Origin of the sequence: Herpetosiphon gulosus (assembly GCF_039545135.1) — a bacterium.
Classification (GTDB): domain Bacteria; phylum Chloroflexota; class Chloroflexia; order Chloroflexales; family Herpetosiphonaceae; genus Herpetosiphon; species Herpetosiphon gulosus.
This window is the reverse complement of sequence record NZ_BAABRU010000002.1, coordinates 194,099-210,946: the sequence shown is the minus strand read 5'-3', so window position 1 is coordinate 210,946 and position 16,848 is coordinate 194,099. Positions and strand designations below refer to the sequence as shown.

Here is a 16,848-nt window from a genome sequence, read left to right as displayed (position 1 = left end):
GATGGGCAGTCAAATTACAACTGATGCTGGCATTCCGGTTGAGCCGATTTATCGTGATAACGACCGCCAGCCCGAGCCTGATGCTGGCCAGTTTCCCTATACACGCGGCATTTACCCCACGATGTATCGAGGCCGTTTGTGGACGATGCGCCAATATGCTGGCTTCGCTTCGGCCCATGAAACCAACGAACGCTTCCGCTATTTGCTCGAACAAGGTCAAATGGGGCTTTCCGTCGCTTTCGATCTGCCAACTCAGCTTGGCCTCGACTCGGATGATCCACGGGCTGAGGGCGAGGTCGGCAAGGTCGGGGTGGCAATCGATTCAATCGACGATATGGCAACTTTATTCGCGGGCATTCCACTGGATAAAGTTAGCACCTCGATGACAATCAATGCGCCTGCCAGCGTGCTATTGCTGTTGTATGAGTTGGTTGGCGCTCAACAAGGCGCAGCCTCGAAAACGCTCACGGGCACAATTCAAAATGATATTCTCAAGGAATACGCTGCCCGTGGAACCTATATCTTTCCGCCACGGCCTTCGATGCGGCTGATTACCGATACGTTTGCCTATTGCGCCGATCGGATTCCCCGCTGGAACACAATTAGCATCAGCGGCTATCATATTCGCGAAGCTGGGGCCACAGCGGTGCAAGAATTGGCCTTTACCTTGGCCAATGGCATCGCCTACGTTCAGGGCGCGATTGATGCTGGCTTGCATGTGAATGAATTTGGCCCACGCTTATCGTTCTTCTTCAATGCCCACAACAATTTCTTTGAAGAAATCGCCAAATTCCGCGCTGCTCGCCGCATGTGGGCCACAATTATGCGTGAGCGCTTTGGCGCAACCGATGAACATGCCTTGACTTTGCGTTTCCACACTCAAACTGGCGGCTCGACCTTAACCTCACAACAGCCACTCAACAATGTGGTGCGGGTCACTTTGCAGGCCTTGGCGGCGGTGATGGGCGGCACGCAATCGCTGCACACCAACGGCTTTGATGAGGCGCTTTCGTTGCCCACCACCGAAGCCGCAACCCTGGCCTTGCGTACCCAACAGGTAATCGCCTATGAAAGTGGCGTGACGGCTAGCGCCGATCCCTTGGGTGGCTCGTATTTGGTCGAAAGCATGACCGATGAGATCGAGCAACGCGCCTTGGAATTGATTCGGCATATCGACGATTTGGGCGGCGCAGTGCGGGCCATCGAGGATGGGTTCGTACAAGCCCAAATTATGGATACCGCCTACGATTATCAAAATCGGGTTGAAAGTGGCGAACAACTGGTGATCGGGGTCAACAAATTTGTGACCGATGATGCGCCAGTGCCAATCTTCAAGCCTAACGAAGCTGTAGCCGCCGAACAATTTGCCAAATTGGCCAAACTGCGAGCCGAGCGCGATCAAGCGGCGGTTGATGCAGCTTTGGCTGATTTGCAACGCGCCGCCGAAGGCAGTGCCAATGTGCTGTATCCAATGCGCGAAGCCTTGAGCCAACGCGCAACTGTTGGCGAGGTTTGCGGAGTATTGCGCCGAATTTGGGGAGAATATCGACCTGATGTGGCGATCTAAGGGTGTCGTTTTAGCAAGCGTGGTGGTGATCGTGCTGATCATCACCACACTTGTCCCCAATCTATTTGAGCGGATTGATGGCAGCGTTGGCAGTTATCTGATGGTTGGCGTTGCGCTGGCGGCGGTTGCTGCTTGGTGGTGGCGACGCAAACAAGCCTAATTTGCAGGCTTGCCAGTTGTAATCAAACTCAGCAAATCTGCACCCCACTGGGCTAATTTTTGACTGCCGATGCCTTTGATCGTGCTTAATTCTTGGGTATTGGTTGGCTGATAGGCCGCTAAATCAAATAACACACTATCGGGAATAATCATATAGTGCGGTAGATTGAGTTTGCGGGCCTGCTCGGAGCGCCAACTTTTGAGCAAAAGCAATAATTCGCTATCAGCTTGAATCTGCTCATCTTTGGCCGAATCGCGTTTGCCCTGAATGTTGAGCACAGGCAAGGTCTGGGGATCATTCAAAACCTCGCGGCCAGCACTATTCAAAGCCAACAACGGATACAACCCCTGCTGCTGGCGATCAAGTAATTGGGCTTCAACCAAGGCCTCAACCACCACCTCAATTTGCTCCATTGTGGCGTGGGCTAAAACGCCATGGTCAGGCGAACGCTTGGCATCGCTGACCCCTTTGAGCAAGCGCACCAAGCCAGTTCGCCCCAAAGGATAGGGCAAACGAGTTAGCGTCGCCAGCACTTGCAAGGCAATATCACGCTGTTGATTGCCAGTGCGTTTGGGAGCCGCCACCACTGCCACCAAGGTTGCGCCTTGATAAGCCAACGTCCCAGCATCAACCAACACATCAATCTCGGCGCGAATCGAGTCAAACGAGCGCTCGGAAAGTGCCCCAAACAACGGATGCGAGCTATAGCCACGTGAGCCAGCCAAAATATGCGCCAAATCGCGGCTGGTTAATTGTTGGGGATGTTCGCGCACCGCCTCGATAATAATCCGTTGATGGTCGCTGATTGCCCCGCCATTGCCCCAATTGGAGCCAACCAACGGCATAGTTTGGGGCTGCAAGACATTTGGTGGTCGGCTGATGGTGATGCGGCCCGATTGGCAAATATCACAGGCATTGCCACAAGCTGGCAGACGTTGGCCAAACTGGGCCGCCAAAATTCGATGGCGGCAATGGCTGGCCTCAACATATTGGGTTAATGAATCGAGTTGGCGTTCTTGGGTGCTGCGCCATTGCTTCAACACCTGATACATTCGTTCGCGGGTATCTTTGGGCGATGGCAACACTTCGAGCAAGACTTCCCGCGCCACGCCTTCGTAGCCTAGCAAGCCTTGTTCTTGCCAAGCGAGCAAGGTTGGCTCAAGCTGGCTGGGGGCAATTCGCAGTGCAGCGGCTAAATCAAGGCTGCTCACATCTTGCCACCAACGCCCCAGGCTAAACCACTCGCAAAGTTGGTTGATTTCGGGTGTGGCCGGGGCTTCACCACGGCGCAATTTGCAAACTCGCGGCAGATCGAAATGGCGACGCACCAGCCCAACATGCTCCAAAATGCCCAAGCCAACGCGCAAACGAGTTTCATCAAAGCCCGAAAGCTCCATCAGCTGAGCTTGATTGATTGTGCCTTGGCCTTTGCCGATTTGCCCCAAAACTGCCTTATAGAGTTCGCGTAATTCTTCGACTCCGAAATGGCTGCTTTCGAGCCATTCCTTGAGTTGGCGTTTATCGAAAAAGTTGTAGAGCATAATACAGCGCGAAATTTGGCCATCGCGGCCAGCCCGTCCGGCCTCTTGGGCATAATCTTCTAGCGATTTGGGCAAATTGGCGTGAATCACCGCCCGCACATCACGCTTATCAACACCCATGCCAAAAGCGATGGTCGCGACAATCACGCGAGTTTCGCCACGCATAAAGCGATCTTGAATGGCATCGCGGTCGGGGCAGCCAGCATGATAGGCTTCGGCCACAACGCCAGTTTTGCGCAGCTGCTCGGCCAATTCTTCACAACTATTACGCGAACGGGCATAGACAATAATTGCGCCATCAACTTGGCTGCACAAGCTAAGAATCGCCGCTTGTTTTTTCTCTTTATTCGAGGCTTTGATCAACTCGAAATGTAAATTTGGCCGAAACACGTTGGTTCGCACGGTTTCTAAATCGCCAAGTTGCTCGCAGATGGCTTTTTCGGTGGCTGGGCTAGCAGTTGCCGTCAAGCCCAACACCAACGGATTGCCAAGCTCGCGCAGCGCTTCGCGAATAAACAGATAATCGGGGCGAAACGAGAAACCCCACAACGATACACAATGGGCTTCATCGACCACAAACAACGAAATGCCAACTTGTTGCAAGGCATAAAGAAATTGGCGTTGGCGCAAACGTTCGGGCGCAACATACACCAATTTATAGCGACCCTCGCTCAAACCGCGCAAGCGTGTGCGAACTTCATCGAAGGGAATTGCGCTGTTGATAAAGGTTGCTCGTTCGCGCACCGCCTCAGGCAAGCCATCAAGCTGATCTTTCATCAAGGCAATCAGCGGCGAGATCACGATCGTGGCGTGAGGCAGCAGCAATGCAGGCAATTGGTAGCACAACGATTTACCAGCGCCAGTCGGCATCAAAGCCAGAGTTGACCGGCCAGCCATTACCCGTTCGATCACTTGTTGCTGACCGCTACGAAAGCCAGGCAAGCCAAAATGCTCGCGCAAAGCTTCGGTCAACTCATTGGCTAAGGCCGTCGGCTGGGCTTCAGCTTCATCGAAGGTAAACAGCGGCGTTTCAGGATCAACCAATGTCATAAGCGCCTCAAAAGTAGCAAATCCGTTTCTAAGCATATCACATGATTGAATCGTGGTAGACAGCCCAAGAGTACAGACCTCAGCCACAAGCTAGGTGGTGATAAACGACGGACCTTCTATTCCGACCAAGAGGGAATGATGGTGGCCAGGATGGGATTGATCCGGTGCACCAGGGCTGGTATACTCGGCCTATGACCTCGGTTGGTGCGCGGAGAGGGTTAAGCACCAAACACGTTCACTCTTCTCAACGTTGAACAGATCGTTATAGCCGAATTGTGCTGAAATCAGCCTGCTCCAGAACCAATCGATCTGCCTAGAATCACAGATTGCCGACTAATAACAACGGAGCCGCTGTCTATGAGTGTGCCAATCGTTCAAATTCAGTACCAACAGCTCGAACAACTCGCTCAACGCTTCGCCAAGCAACAAACCCAGGTTCAAGCAATCTTGCAAAGCCTCAAACAAACCATCCAAGCACTTGAGCATGGCGGCTGGATGGGCGAGGCAGCCACTGCATGTTTCAAAGAATTTTATGCCGAGGTCGTTCCGGCCTATTGCCGACTTCAGCATGTATTCAGCGAAAGCCAAACCAGCCTAAACCAAATAGCCAAGCTCTTTCACGAGGCTGAAGCCGAGGCCGCTGCATTATTTCGGGGCGAAGGTGGTTCGGTTGAGCAGCAATCTGAATTAATTAATGATCTAAGTCAGCCACAACAAACTATTCACCCCAGCATTGATCGATTTCTGCAATGGGTCAGAACACCGCAACAAACCCTAATCATTGAAACAATTCGGCTAATTCCTTTAGAAATCCGCCAAACCTTGCTCAGCACTCCCGAAGTTCTGCAAGCGATCCGTGCCCTTCCTGGAATCTTGCCGCAAATGATTATTGCCAGTTTGTTAGAAGGCTCATTAACATGGTCGGCTGCTTCATTGGTATTAACAGATGGTCAATTTGCACCAACAACGCAAGACAAGGAACCTCCATACCAAACAGCTAATCGAAATTTTGCTCAGTTAATTAATTCGCTGATTGCAGATCCTGCGATGACCAATGAATCCTTGAATACGTATGCTGCTGTGGCATTACCCCAATATAGTCAATGGAATCTGAATTGTTGGGAATCAGTTTTGTATATTGGGCTGCTTTCAGGCGATCTCTCATTAACTGAACTCGATCAAATTTATACAAATGTTGCCACACAATTCAGCCAAGCTGGAGACAATGCAGAAGATCAAAAGCAGGCAGCCAACCAAGCGCTAGCTGATAGTTTAGGCTACAATCCAAATCAAACTTGGTGTGAAGGCGACCCAATCGATGCGGGTAGTATTGTCTTTTTTGTCAGCGGTGGCAGCCCACTCAGCCACGTTGCGATGGCGACTGGACGAATGATTGATAACTCACCTGAGTTGATTAGTCTATGGGATCGGCCAAATGGCAGTCGGAGTGTCCAATTTACAACAATTGAGGCATTAAATAGCTCCAATTGCACTATCAGCGTTGCACCAAACCCTTGGCTGAACGATTAAGGCCCAGCGTGGTACAATATTCAGCAGGTTATTTTTAGCTGAAACGACGATCATTATGGATATTTTAGTCATCGCTTTTTACAAATTTGTCGATCTGCCCGATTTTGCCGCCAAACGCGAGCCATTGCGCGATTTTTGTAACCAACGTGGGATCAAAGGCACGATCTTGCTCGCGCACGAGGGGATTAATTCAACCGTTGCTGGCCCCGAGCCAGCCATGCGCGAATTGTTGGAGTTTCTACGCAGCGACTCACGCCTTGCCGATTTGGTTTGGAAGGAATCGTGGACCAACGAAATTCCCTTTCAACGCATGAAGGTGCGTTTAAAAAAGGAAATTGTAACCCTCGGTATGCCCGAAATCAACCCTAACGATGGTGTTGGCACCTATGTTGATGCCGAGCAGTGGAATGCGCTGATCAATGATCCCGAGGTGGTAGTAATCGATACGCGCAACGATTATGAAGTTGAAGTTGGCACATTCCCCCAAGCACTCAATCCCAAAACCGATTCGTTCCGCGAATTTCCGGCGTTTGTTGAGCAAAACCTTGATCCGCAGCAACATCCTAAGGTAGCGATGTTTTGCACTGGCGGCATTCGTTGCGAAAAAGCCACGGCCTATATGCTACGCAAGGGTTTTCAAGCGGTCTATCATCTTGAAGGCGGCATTTTGAAATACCTTGAAACGGTCGAGCCAAGCGCCAACCAATGGCAAGGCGAGTGCTATGTGTTTGATCAGCGGGTCGCGGTCGATGAGCAACTCAAGCCAGGCCACTACGATTTGGATCAGCCAACGGGATTGCCCCGTAAGCGCGAGGAAGCAAGCTTATGACCGTGATAGCTTTAGCCGGAGCCACGGGCTACACTGGCCAACGGATTATCAGCCAAGCCGCCAACAATCCTGAGTGGCAAGTGCGAGCTTTGGTACGCCAAAGTGCCACCAGCAAAACCCATTTTCCGCTTGGCCAAGCCTTTGCCATCTGCGATTTTGCTGATCAAGCCAGCGTTGATGCAGCGCTTGAGGGCTGCGAGGCGGTATTTCAAACCATCGGCACAACCCAAGCTCAATTTAATGCCAATGTAAACTATGAAACTGTCGATTATGGCACAACTATCGCTTTGATCAAAGCGGCCCAAGCGCAAGGAGTGAAGCGTTTTGTGCTGCTTAGCTCAGCAGGTGCAGGCTTGCCGCTCGGCTCATACCTACGCTGGAAGGCCAAAACCGAAAAAGCTGTGCGCGAAAGCGGCCTCGATTGGACAATTCTGCGGCCTGCGGCGATTGTTGGGCCAAGCCGTCGCGCAATTCAACTAGCAAGCATGCCGTTTGCGCTGCTCAGCAAATTGCCCTTGATTGGGCGCTTAGGTGCAATTATGCGGCCAGTTGATGTCAACGATTTGGCGTTGAGCTTTTTCAAGTGCCTCCAAGACGAAACCACAATTGGCAAAACGCTCGAAGGTCGCTCATTCTGGCGCTTGATTCGCTAATGAGGTAAACCATGCAACATCTACCAACTGAAGCTTTAATCGCCCGATTGCGAGCCTTACACCTTGGCTCGGCAGTTGAGCCAGCGCTCCAATTAGCGGTCGATCGCAATGCTGGGCGCATGCGTCCTCTGAGCGATCAGCCCTATTTGTATCATTTAGTCGAAGTTGCAGTGCAAATTGTCGAGGTGTTTGGCATTCGCGATGAAATTGCCACGGTGATTGCGCTGTGGCACGATTTGCTTGAGGATGATCAAATTAGCCGCGACGAATTGCTACATTACATCAACACCCGCCCAGCTTTGGTGCGGCTTGGCGATTTGCTGCCCTTGCTTGATGGCTTGAATCGGCATAACAAAACCACTGAGCAATATTATTCAACTATCGCAATCTTGCCACCGCAAGCATTTTGGGTCAAAACCAGTGATTTGCTGAGTAACACCAAGCCCATGCCATTGCTGGATTGGCAGCGGCTCAAGCCGCGTTGGATCGCCAAATACAGTGTTGAGTTGGCGCGTGAGGTGCTTGATGTTGGCCGTTTCGAGCAAAAACGCGCTTATCCAACCATTCGCAATGCCCTGCTTGAGGTGCAGCAAAGGCTGATTAGCGGCCTGCAAAACGACGAGGATCGTTGGCACGAAATTGCGGCCTACGATCCTCGCTTTATCAGTTCAGCCCAACGCCTGCTTAATCTCGAACTAGGGTCACGAGCTTAAAGGATTCGGCTAATTCGCACTCAACCCCGGCTTCACGCGCCAACTTCGCCGTAGCAACCGCCCATTCGCGCATCATTGGCTCTGGCTCCCAATCGCCCAATTGGCATTTGTGTTCACGCAAAGCCTTGAGTTTGAGCTGAAAATCCTCTTCAGTCAAGCCAACCCAGGTATCAACCCGCTCGCCACCCATCAAATAAACTTGCCGCACATTGTGGGGTTCCAGCCCTTCTTCCAAGAGATCGGGGAAGATCAAACGGGTTGAAGCTGCTGGCATAATTGCCCCAAAGCTGGCATTGCCCGCCGCCACATGGTCGGGATGGTTCAAATAATCATCGTTATAGCGAAATGATGGATCTTGGCAGACCACAATATCTGGTTTGTAGCGCCGAATCACCCGTGTGATGGCTTTGCGTAATTCAAGCGTTGGCTCCAAAGCTGCATCTTCAAAGCTCAAAAATGTGACATCAGCGCCAACATAGGCAGCAGCAGCGCGTTGCTCAGCTTGGCGAATCTCGGCTAAGCGTTCGGGAGTCATGTTAGGGTCGCTTGAGCCATGATTACCATCAGTGCAAAGACAAAAATGGATGTGATGGCCTTCGCGATACCAGCGCGACAACGTGCCGCTACAGACAAATTCAGCATCATCAGGGTGGGCTACAACGACTAAAATCCGTTTGGGCGTAAATGTTTGCTCGCTCATGGATGACCTTTCATCACACACTGCTCAGGGCAGTCCAAATTAGTTCCAAGCTTAATCATACGCCTTAAATGAGCTACTAACCGTGCGACTTTGGGCTTATTCTGGCAATCTACAGCTTTTTGCTTCAACTCGAATTCGCCACCCTTCCGTCCCTCCCCTGGAGGGAAACACAGGGGTTTTCATCCCCCTGCACCCCCTAAAATATATCCCGTGGATTATTATCATCCCAAAATATTGGCTAAGAGCATCATGAACAAGTTTCAAAGCAGTTGGTCTTATTCTGGCAAGTTGCTCCATTCGTTATACACTTGATGGCGATCAAGCTCATAGTGTTTAGCCAGATGTTTGGCAGCCTTGGTTCCAGTCCAGCCTTCGGCGCGTAGCCGTTGCAACTCACTCCGAATCAAATCCCAATCGACAACAACTGGAGCTTCATCGGTTGTAACCGCCACCCCAAACTCATTGGTTGAAGTACTGGTTGGTTTGCGTTTGGTAGGCCGCGTGGCTCCGCCGATCATCAGCACAAATTCGCCGCGTGGTTCGGTTGCATTGAAATGGGCTAATAATTCGCTGAGCGTGCCACGCACAAATTGCTCATGCAGTTTAGTTAATTCACGGGCTACGGCAGCCGGGCGATCGCCCAAAACGCTGAGGGCATCGGCCAAACTTTCGCAAATCCGATGCGGCGCTTCATACAGCACCAAGGTTGCTGGAATATCAACAACTTCGCTGAACAACGCACAACGCTCCTTGGAACGGCGCGGCGGAAAGCCCAAATAATAAAAGCGATCGGTTGGCAGGCCCGAAGCGCTCAAGCCAGTAATTACCGCGCTTGGCCCAGGAATTGGCACAACCGCAAATCCAGCCTCGATTACCGCACCAACTAGCTCGTAGCCAGGGTCGGAGATCGCTGGTGTGCCAGCATCGCTGACCAAAGCCACAGCATCGCCATTGGCCAAAGCCAGCAAAATTGTATCCAAACGGGCTAGTTTGTTATGCTCGTGGTAAGCGATCAAACGAGTTTCAATCTGATAGCGTTGCAATAATTTGCGGGTGTGGCGGGTATCTTCGGCGGCAATCAAGCCAACCTCTTGCAAAATCCGCAAGCCACGTGGGCTAATATCTTCAAGGTTACCAATCGGAGTGGCGACCACATACAGTACAGCCATAACCTTCCTTCGTCGCTAGTTTCCTTGCTCAATCTGATCCAACAGACTATTCCACAATTGCATGCGTTCGATGCTACCGCCGATATCGGGGTGATGCAAACGCGCCATGGCCTTGCGAATCGCGCGGGCCTCATCGGGGCTAAGTCTGGGTAATTGTTTGGTTTCAACGCGAATGTGTTCGCTATCGTAGCGCCCAGTGTACCAACGTAAACGTTCACACTCAACGGTTAATTCATTATTCTCACGAATCATATCGAGCATATTTTTAACAGTTTTATTATAGGCGCTCGACGTTTCATTGAGTTGTTGTTGAACCTTCTCAAGCCGACGGCGCAACTCACGGTTAGCCAATTTGGCTTCATGCAATTCACGCTCCATACGCTGACGATCACGTTCGACTTGATATGCTTCTTCTGACTGCCGCAGGTCGGTCATAGCATACACTCCTCTTTGATGGCTTGAACGGCTATCGTAGGCCAGCCACGCAGGTTTGTCTACTGATCGAATTGCCGATTGACTCGGGGTTGTCGCGCATGGTATCATGAAATCAGATAAGCCCCCAACCATCACTCACCAGCCTAAAATAAATAAGCGGAGCCAACGCCCCGCTGTTTTGTAACGATCTCGCGCATGTTACGATGGCGATTTATCGTTGATTAAACTCTTAAATGCCCCCGCCAGAACTGCCAGCAAAAAGCCCAAAACTGCTGCCAAATAGCGTTGTTTCTCCAATGATTTAAAGCGTTCAGTGACGATAATTTGTGGCTTACTGGCGGCCAATTTCGGTCGCGGTGTACGCTGATCACGTGGCGAATCAGGGTTACTCAAGCCTTGTTCGGCCCGAGCAGCGGCGGTTACGGCTACGGCATCATCATCGGGTTGCACGTGTGAGCCATACATATTGGCATAAACTTGGGTCAGTTCGGCTCCAATAAAGAGAATTTGGCTCGAATAATAGACCCATAACAACACAATAATTAATGAACCAGCTGCGCCAAAGGTCGAGGCGGTGCTACTGGTGCTCAGATATTGGCCAATCGCAAATTTACCGATTGTGAAGAGCAACGCTGTGAGCGCTGCACCAATCCAAACATCACGCCAAGCCATCTTAACATCAGGCAAAAATTTAAATAGCAAGGCAAACACAACCGTGATAATGCCAAATGAAACGATTAAATTGACGATCTGAAACACAATCCCAATCTCTGCGCCAAACAGCCAATTCTTGCCAGCCTCAAGCAACGTGCTGATAATCAGCGAAACCAAGAGCAAAAAGCCTACGCCCAGCACCATCGTGAACGAGAAAAAGCGCTCCTGCACAATGCCCCAAATCCCACGTCCAGGCTTTGGCTCTACGCCCCAAATCGTATTCATGGCATCCTTGAGCTGACCAAAAACGCCGGAAGCACCAAAGAGCAAGGTTGCCACGCCAATCAATGTGCCGATAATGCCTGAATGTTGGTTGCTCGATTGCTGAATAATTTCGTTGATCGCTTGGGCGGCATCGTCATTAATCAACGTGGCTAATTGGCGCGTAACCTCACCGCGAGCGGCATCTTGGTCAAACACCAAACCCGCAATGCTAATCGCGATGATCAACAGCGGAGCGAGTGAAAATACCGTGTAGTAGGCCAAGGCTGCGCCGAGCCGTGGCACTTTATCATCGCCCCACTCTTTAAATGTTTGTTTAAATAAATTAAGCATACTTGGCTGCATAGCTGCCCCCTGCTAATGTAGTGGTTAATTCGTGCTAAATCAGCCAATTGCAACTCGTATACCACGGATAGATAACAGGGGTCAGGGGCTAGGGTTCAGGTCAAGGGTCAAATGAAAAGCTTAAAATCATCGGCGCTTGAATCGGCTTGAGGCCGCCAAGCACAGAGGTTGCACTTGGCGGCCTTGTAATACCTTTACTCCACCGTAACCGATTTGGCAAGGTTGCGGGGCTGGTCAACATCAGCACCACGCCGCACGGCCATAGCATACGAGAAGAGTTGCATTGGAATAACGTTCAAAACGGCTGCTAGTAATGGAGTGGTTTCGGGCACTTCGATCACATGATCAGCCTTGGAGCGCACAAGTTTATCGCTTGGATTGATCAAGGCAATCACTTTGCCGCCACGAGCCATTACTTGCTCAACGTTCGAGAGCATCTTTTCGTACACATGATCTTTGGTTGCAATACAGATCACTGGCATACGCTCGTCGATCAAGGCAATCGGGCCGTGCTTCATCTCGCCTGCGGGGTAGCCCTCAGCGTGAATATAGCTAATTTCCTTCATTTTGAGCGCACCTTCGAGCGCAATCGGGGCATTGACCCAGCGCCCAAGGTAGAGCATATCGGTCGAGTGATGATAGAGATCAGCGAGTTGATCATACACTGCCGTATCTTTGAGCATGGTATCGATCTTAGCTGGAATTTCGATCAGCGCTTGGATGTGTTCGCGAATTTCGGCACTGGTCAGTGTGCCACGGGCTTGGGCCAAGCGTAGGGCAAACAGATAGCCCGCCATCAACATACCAGTAAACACTTTGGTCGAGGCCACCGAAATTTCTGGGCCTGAGTGAATGTAGATCGCACCACCATCGGCCAAGCGTCCTGCTTGCGAGCCAATTGCATTCAAAATTGCCACGCTTTTCACGCCTTGTTCGCGGGCTTCGGCCATTGCCGCCAAGGTATCGACGGTTTCGCCCGATTGGGTCAAGGCCAATAACAAGGTGCGTTCGTTCATCACAGGGTTGCGATAGCGAAATTCTGAGCCATAATCGACTTCAACCCGTACTCGGGCCAAGGTTTCAATAAAATATTTGTTGATCAAACAGGCATGCCAAGCGGTGCCACAAGCTACTGCATAGATGCAATCGAGCTGTTGCATTTCCGCATCGCTCAAGTTCAGTCCATCAAGATCGATTCGCCCAGTTTCGAGATCAACCCGTCCACGGAGCGTATCAGTCGTTGTGCGTGGTTGCTCGAAAATCTCTTTATGCATAAAGTGCTTGTAGCCACCTTTGGCTGCCGATACCGGGTCCCAAGCAACCGTAGTCGTTGTTTTGCTGATTGGCGTGCCATCGAGTTTGATATATTCCACGCCAGTTGAGCGGACTAAAGCCATTTCGCCGTCTTCGAGAAAAACCATGTGCTGGGTATAATCGACGATTGCTGGCAAATCTGAGGCGACGAAATTTTCCTCATCGCCATGACCAATCACGACTGCGCCAGCGTTGCCAATCCGTGCCGCCAAAATCAAATCAGGCTGAGTTTGATCCATTGCCACAACCGCATTGCCACCGCGCAGTTCGCTCATTACTTGACCAAAGGCGCGTTGAAAATCGCCATATTCGGCGGTGTATAAGCCAAGCATTTGGGCAATAACTTCAGTATCAGTTTGTGAGTGGAAGGTAATGCCTTGCTCAATCAAACGGCCTTTGAGTTCAAGATAGTTCTCAACAATCCCATTTTGAATCACCACCACGCGGCCACTACTATCGCGATGAGGGTGGGCATTAGCTTCGGTAACTGCGCCGTGAGTGGCCCAGCGGGTGTGGCCGATGCCTTGATGGCCAGCGGTTGGCTCGGCATGCAAACGGCGGCGCAAATTGACCAACTTGCCAACTGAGCGACGCATTTGAAATTCGGCATCCTCTAAAATGGCAATCCCCGCCGAATCGTAGCCGCGATATTCCAGCAACTCCAAGCCGCGCACAATTACATCAGTTGCTTCGCGTGGGCCAACATATCCAACAATTCCGCACATAAATATCTATCCTTTGAAAATTAAAAGTAAGCTAAAACACAACATAGCACCACACCGCACCAACCCGTGTCGTCAATGAACGGGGGTGGGGCATGCTGCTATGTAACTGGCCACAAGGTGCTGATTGTGCTCGTTGTTGCCAACAAGTTTTGCAGCACCCTTTTGGGCTGTGGTGTACCCAAGAGGCATCCGCTGATTATTCGCTTTTCCCTACGAACTGAGCCAAGCCTGTTTCCGTGGACAGCAACGGGAAGGCTATTCGAGCCGCCAGTCGCACGCACCAACTTGGAGTTTGTAGGTTAGCACTCGCCCTGCGGCGAGGAACCTCTACCTCGTTTTCTGAATCGCAATGATTCAGACCGTTGCGCTTAAGTTGAATAGCTGTTGTTGCTCCTTACCCTATTCCATGGCCTTTTACCACGATTGGGGCATTATACTGCATATTGTCAATTTGGGAAGTCGTTTGGATCTCCGAAAATCGAAGCAAAGTGCTGAGCGACTTGTAGCGGTAGAATGATTAGATCGAATACCACCTATTTTCTACCAACCACAAGCCGCTTGCCCCAAATCAAATGGCCCTATCCTTTATGCAATCACCCGTGGGGTAAGATCAAGCGTGCCAGCCAGCAAATGCGCCACAGTCGTGCGCAAAATCGCTTGATCAAACGGCTTGGCGACGACCACATCGGCTCCGCGTAATTTGGCTTCAGCCGGATCGATCTGGCGTGCCCAACCTGAGAGCATCATCGTGCGGATGCCATGCTCACGTTCGCGAATCAGCCGCAACACATCCCAGCCCATCATATCGGGCATACCAAGGTCGGTGATCACCAAATCGAACATGCCAGGCCGGAATTTGGCAAGCGCATCGCGGCCACTTTCGGCGCTAACAACTTCATGGCCCCATGCTGCCAACATGCGACTAAGGGCAATTCGCACTAACTCTTCGTCTTCGACAATCAAGATGCTGCCGCGGACACTCGGTGCATCGTCATCAGTGGCTTCGACTTGAGCAAAATCGACTTCGAGCATTGGCAGCCAAATCGCGAAGTTAGTGCCACGGCCTTCGATGCTTTGGACTTCGATCCGCCCGCTATGGCGTGAAACGATTGCCGCCGAAACTGCCAGCCCCAAGCCATTGCCACGCTCGCCCTTGGTCGTAAAGAAGGGATCGAAGATCCGCGCTTTAACTTCTTCGCTCATGCCGATGCCACTATCGGCGACCGACACAAACACTTCCGAGCCACGCTGACCAGTCGCCACCCGCAACATCCCGCCTGTGGGCATGGCATCAACGGCATTGATGATCAAGTTGGTCAATACTTCGCGCAATTCAGCAGCATGACCACGTATCGTCGGCACATTCAGAATTTCGCGTTGGAGTTTGATGTTGACCCCTTGTTCTTGGGCGGCGTTACGCCAACGCACCCGCGTTAGGTCAAGTGCATCTTCGGCCAATTCGTGCAACTCAACTGGCGCATCAATTTCGCCATCGTCCTTGCGGGCAAAGCGTTGAATCCGTTTGACGGTTTCTGCGCCATCTTTGGCAGCGCGTTCAATTACCCGCAGGGTTTCGCGTTGCTCAGGGTTTTGCAATTCACCCATCAAGACTTGCACATTGCCCAAAATACCTGCCAGCAAATTATTGAAATCGTGGGTAACACCGCTGGCTAATTCGCCGAGCGCCCGTAATTTCTCGACAAATAGCAGGTGATCTTGGGTTTGCTCAAGTTGTTGTAAAGCTTGAGCACGTTGATTATACAAGCGCCCGTTGACCAAAGCGGTGGTCAAAAAGTGCGATAAGCCACCCAACAAGCTGACTTGTTGTTCATCAAAGGCATTGGGTCGGCGGCTGGTCAAATTCAACGTGCCCAAACGCACATCGGCGGTGGTTAACGGCTGAATCAACAGCGATTGAGCTTCATCGGCAAAGGGTAATTGCAACGGCTGGCCTGTATGATGCTCAACTTTGGCGATATAGACCGGATGGCCTGCTTCGTAGGCGGTGCGCAACGGGCCATTGCCCTCAGTTTCTTGACCAGCGCTCAACATGCCATAATCAGCATCATTGGCCGCCAGCACTTGAAACATATTGCTGCCAACATCATAGGTGGTAACGCTAGCTTGATCGTAGGGAATAAGCTGGCGAATTTGCTGAAGGGCTGTATCCAAAATGCGTTTGAGATCGAGCGAGGTGCTAATTGCCCGCGCCAAGTCGTTGATTGCCGTCAAGTTGGTAGCGCGTTCGCGGGCATTGGCAAATAGTTGGGCATTGCTCAGCGATGAAGCCAGCAATTCAGCAATATCACGCAGATGATTGAGGGTTTCTTCATCGAGCTTTTGGCTGCTTTGGCTCAACATCACGCCGATAATATGGCCGCTATTCATCAAGGGGTGGGCCACTTGGGTGCCAACCGTACTGGGCGAGGGCAATGCAGTATCAAAGGGCGGCTGGCGCTTGATGATAATCTGGCTTTCGGCGGCAGCTTCGGCAGCAATCCCGGCACTGAGAGCTAGCCACAAGGTCGAGGTCGATTCGATTTGCTCGGCTTTGCGCGTAACCCCATGGCGCACCACAATGCTGCTATTTTCGATCAAGCCCACCCCAACAAACGAAAGATCGAATTTTTTGACCAACGAACGCACAAAATCATTGAGCAAGGTTTCGATCTCAAGGGTGCTGTTGAGCAAGCGGGCCAGTTTGAAAACCGCTTCGTGGCGAGCTTGAACGGTTTGGAATTGGCTAGTTTGTTGGGTCAAGCTGGTTTGGCGGGCTAACAGATTTTTGCGCAAGGCCTCAACTTTTTGCAAGGTGTTATCGATCAACGGGTCGCCCGAGTTGCCTGATTCAATTACTTGATCAGGGTCGAAATCGCTTGGCAGTTGTTCAAAGGGCTTGCGGGTTTGACGCACGCTGCGCATGGTCATAATTAGGGTGGTTAATGCCCCAACCACTGCCGCCGCGCCGATCACGCTGTAAATAATCAGTTGTTCGTTGGGACTGATCGCACGGGCTTGACGCTGCGCTTGATCAAATGTCCACCAGAACCATGCCAAACCGCCTGCAATCAGCAATAACGAAATCGTCAAACCAATCAGCAGGGCATTGCGAATCCGAGCAAGTGGCGAACGTCGCATACACACTTCTCAATAGTTGCTGCCAAAAACAACAACGTGAGCC

General features: G+C 51.3%; 13 protein-coding genes. 6 read left to right on the top strand and 7 right to left on the bottom strand.

Going from position 1 to position 16,848, the window contains the following annotated elements; genetic code table 11:
• The first annotated feature begins 1 nt into the window (after nucleotide 1).
• Nucleotides 2-1,567 (top strand): acyl-CoA mutase large subunit family protein, encoded by a 1,566-nt coding sequence (locus ABEB26_RS02960; RefSeq protein WP_345720455.1) that lies wholly within the window; start codon nucleotides 2-4, stop codon nucleotides 1,565-1,567.
• Nucleotides 1,554-1,727, top strand: coding sequence for a hypothetical protein (locus ABEB26_RS02955; protein WP_345720454.1), 174 nt, complete (start codon nucleotides 1,554-1,556; stop codon nucleotides 1,725-1,727). Before ABEB26_RS02960 ends, ABEB26_RS02955 begins: the two co-directional genes overlap by 14 nt.
• Here the strand turns inward: ABEB26_RS02955 and ABEB26_RS02950 are convergent.
• The gene (locus tag ABEB26_RS02950) at nucleotides 1,724-4,318 is read right to left on the bottom strand and encodes a RecQ family ATP-dependent DNA helicase (RefSeq protein WP_345720453.1); all 2,595 of its coding nucleotides are present in this window, start codon (nucleotides 4,316-4,318) and stop codon (nucleotides 1,724-1,726) included. The genes ABEB26_RS02955 and ABEB26_RS02950 overlap by 4 nt on opposite strands.
• A gap of 357 nt (nucleotides 4,319-4,675) precedes the next feature.
• On the opposite strand from ABEB26_RS02950, the gene ABEB26_RS02945 reads away from it, so the two are divergent.
• From ABEB26_RS02945 to ABEB26_RS02930, 4 genes are read left to right on the top strand one after another with little or no spacing between them, the layout of a single operon-like run.
• Nucleotides 4,676-5,848: a WXG100 family type VII secretion target gene (locus ABEB26_RS02945; RefSeq protein WP_345720452.1), complete on the top strand. Its 1,173-nt coding sequence runs from the start codon at nucleotides 4,676-4,678 to the stop codon at nucleotides 5,846-5,848.
• Nucleotides 5,849-5,903: 55 nt separating this feature from the next.
• Nucleotides 5,904-6,677 (top strand): oxygen-dependent tRNA uridine(34) hydroxylase TrhO, encoded by a 774-nt coding sequence (gene trhO, locus ABEB26_RS02940; protein ID WP_345720451.1) that lies wholly within the window; start codon nucleotides 5,904-5,906, stop codon nucleotides 6,675-6,677.
• A complete protein-coding gene (locus ABEB26_RS02935) occupies nucleotides 6,674-7,330 on the top strand; it encodes an SDR family oxidoreductase (protein WP_345720450.1) in 657 nt (218 codons plus the stop codon). The genes trhO and ABEB26_RS02935 overlap by 4 nt, the downstream gene beginning before the upstream one ends.
• 11 nt (nucleotides 7,331-7,341) lie before the next feature.
• Nucleotides 7,342-8,043, top strand: coding sequence for a hypothetical protein (locus ABEB26_RS02930; protein WP_345720449.1), 702 nt, complete (start codon nucleotides 7,342-7,344; stop codon nucleotides 8,041-8,043).
• On the opposite strand, the gene ABEB26_RS02925 is transcribed toward ABEB26_RS02930, so the two are convergent.
• From ABEB26_RS02925 to ABEB26_RS02900, 6 genes are all read right to left on the bottom strand, one after another.
• Nucleotides 8,015-8,743, bottom strand: coding sequence for a PIG-L deacetylase family protein (locus ABEB26_RS02925; protein WP_345720448.1), 729 nt, complete (start codon nucleotides 8,741-8,743; stop codon nucleotides 8,015-8,017). The two genes, ABEB26_RS02930 and ABEB26_RS02925, sit on opposite strands and share 29 nt — an antisense overlap.
• A gap of 275 nt (nucleotides 8,744-9,018) precedes the next feature.
• Entirely contained in the window at nucleotides 9,019-9,912 is an 894-nt protein-coding gene (gene rsmI, locus ABEB26_RS02920) for a 16S rRNA (cytidine(1402)-2'-O)-methyltransferase (protein WP_345720447.1), read from the bottom strand.
• 15 nt (nucleotides 9,913-9,927) lie between these two features.
• Nucleotides 9,928-10,347 carry a hypothetical protein gene (locus ABEB26_RS02915; RefSeq protein ID WP_345720446.1) on the bottom strand — a complete coding sequence of 140 codons (420 nt, stop codon included), beginning with the start codon at nucleotides 10,345-10,347 and terminating at the stop codon, nucleotides 9,928-9,930.
• Nucleotides 10,348-10,545: 198 nt separating this feature from the next.
• The gene (locus tag ABEB26_RS02910; RefSeq protein ID WP_345720445.1) at nucleotides 10,546-11,616 is read right to left on the bottom strand and encodes a YihY/virulence factor BrkB family protein; all 1,071 of its coding nucleotides are present in this window, start codon (nucleotides 11,614-11,616) and stop codon (nucleotides 10,546-10,548) included.
• Nucleotides 11,617-11,822: 206 nt separating this feature from the next.
• Nucleotides 11,823-13,667, bottom strand: a complete 1,845-nt coding sequence (gene glmS, locus ABEB26_RS02905; protein ID WP_345720444.1) for a glutamine--fructose-6-phosphate transaminase (isomerizing) — start codon at nucleotides 13,665-13,667, stop codon at nucleotides 11,823-11,825.
• A gap of 585 nt (nucleotides 13,668-14,252) precedes the next feature.
• Nucleotides 14,253-16,805, bottom strand: coding sequence for a hybrid sensor histidine kinase/response regulator (locus tag ABEB26_RS02900; protein ID WP_345720442.1), 2,553 nt, complete (start codon nucleotides 16,803-16,805; stop codon nucleotides 14,253-14,255).
• Nucleotides 16,806-16,848: the final 43 nt, after the last annotated feature.